The 1,781-nt window shown below is 47.0% G+C and carries 3 protein-coding genes and 1 tRNA gene; 2 read left to right on the top strand and 2 right to left on the bottom strand.

The window, feature by feature from the left end:
- Together LAY41_RS32070 and LAY41_RS32075 are read right to left on the bottom strand one after the other, a co-directional pair.
- Positions 1 to 492, bottom strand: a 492-nt coding sequence (locus tag LAY41_RS32070; RefSeq protein ID WP_249106750.1) for a hypothetical protein, incomplete at its 3' end; no start/stop codon positions are given.
- A gap of 141 nt (positions 493 to 633) precedes the next feature.
- A complete protein-coding gene (locus LAY41_RS32075) occupies positions 634 to 807 on the bottom strand; it encodes a hypothetical protein (RefSeq protein WP_249106752.1) in 174 nt (57 codons plus the stop codon).
- 270 nt (positions 808 to 1,077) lie between these two features.
- On the opposite strand from LAY41_RS32075, the gene LAY41_RS32080 reads away from it, so the two are divergent.
- A complete protein-coding gene (locus LAY41_RS32080) occupies positions 1,078 to 1,476 on the top strand; it encodes a helix-turn-helix domain-containing protein (RefSeq protein WP_249106754.1) in 399 nt (132 codons plus the stop codon).
- 92 nt (positions 1,477 to 1,568) lie between these two features.
- A tRNA-OTHER gene (locus tag LAY41_RS32085) sits at positions 1,569 to 1,710 on the top strand.
- Positions 1,711 to 1,781: the final 71 nt, after the last annotated feature.

Raw genomic sequence — 1,781 nt, forward strand, 5'->3', positions numbered from 1 at the left:
ATACTCTATGCGGTTGGCAAAAGCGTTGAAATCACCATCGTCTTCTCTTTGAATTCCTATTATTGCTTCGTGCCTCAATAATTCAGTTTTGAGGTGTTTGAGTTTTTTCTCTGCTTGGGGGGCTTGTTGGTCTGCTGTCTTTTTATTCAAGGCGAAGGCCGCAAGTACCTGTCTGGTTTTTTGAAGTAGTGCGAGTATGTCGTCGTCGGGTTCTTCTGCGGGATGGAAGGTAAGGCCAAGCAAGGAAATATACTGCTCTAATTCGGAGCGGAAGGCATCTATTTGTTGCTTCCCATCTCTGATGGTGTCAACTTCGATCGGTTCAAGTAAGTTCCCTAATACTGCATAGTGTATGGGTTCTCCACCAATACGAATGGGGTCATCAACAGGGTGAATATAGAAACTGATTTCGCCATCATATTCTATGGTTTCGACATAGAACCGGGTGATGCCTATGCCTTCTCCGTATTTCAAATAACTTTCGAGTGTCATTGCTTTGATTCCTGTTTGGGCTTGAATTTCTTGGCGTCAGGGCAGGTAGCCCAGTGGCTGGTGAGATCTAAGTTCACGGGCGTAACTTTCCGTTTAAGGTTTCGATCCAGTGGATCGGTGCGTTGCAGGATTTGCAGTGCGTCATGCGAATCTCCTTTTTCGGGGTGTGCCTTTTTTGGGTTTGTTGTAGTTCTTGTGCCGAACTTTGGCTGATTTGTATATTGGGCTACGCAACAATTCTCGGTAGCGATCGCCTACTTCCTTGCCGTATTCCTCTTCCAGGTAGAGGGCGAAGTCCGTGTATGGATGGGTCATCGATCGTGATCTCTTGGATAAATTGCTCGACAGTAATCAAGCGCACTTTTTGTTTGGGTTTCGGTAAATACAGTTGCAGCAACAAACTGTTTGGCTAGTAAGGGCGTCCCTCACACGAACGCCCTGTTTGTCTCTCAATCCAAAGTCGGTTAGTCGATCATGGACACCTCCTGTGTAAAGGGCGGCACTCCAGGGCCGAGAATGCGGCTGAGTGCTGAGTGTTGGTATGGCGATCGCTGAGATGGCACGATGTTTGGTGGTGAGTAGGCAATGCTTCCTGGCCTGGTCTACTCACCACCGCTCAGCATCTATCTCACGCTATTCTGGCGTGTTTCCTGCACTATGTCAAGTTCAAGCAGTAATATAGATTTAGAAAGTAATTTTTTAGGGGAGCCGACCATAATGATTCCTTTAAGTTGTGTTTCCCGGTTGACTTGGGATGTAGTCAAGGGTAAACGTTTAAAAGATTTACGCGGCAAGCAGTCTAGGCGAGGTTTCAGCGAGAAAATGAAGTCGATGGGGTATGATCTTTCCCACCAGTATTTACAAGAATTAGAGGAAGGTAAGCCGGAATCCATATCCCCCGATCTTCTCATTGGCATTTGTGATGCTTTGAATGTGGGGATTAGTCATTTTGTTTTGGGTGGCATCAAAATGGAAAAAATATAATAGTTACTGTCTGCGCTTGACATTACTGCTTTAACCAGTTAAATTAGGACATAGAACAGAGACTGAACCAGCCCGGAAATAGACGGGCACCCGGAACAGTGGCGAAATCGGTAAACGCTGAGGGGTCGCTTGATACCGATTAACGGTGACTGGGAGCGACATCAATCAACTAGACAACCCCCGTAGAAGGATGCACCTAACATCCCAATCCAGGTTCGAGTCCTGGCCGTTCCATTCCCGTCACACATTCGATCGAGCCTGTAAGTCGTCGCGTCGCGTGGCTCTCGGAGTGAATGGGAAAACTC

This window comes from Argonema galeatum A003/A1 (genome assembly GCF_023333595.1).
GTDB classification, from domain to species: domain Bacteria; phylum Cyanobacteriota; class Cyanobacteriia; order Cyanobacteriales; family Aerosakkonemataceae; genus Argonema; species Argonema galeatum.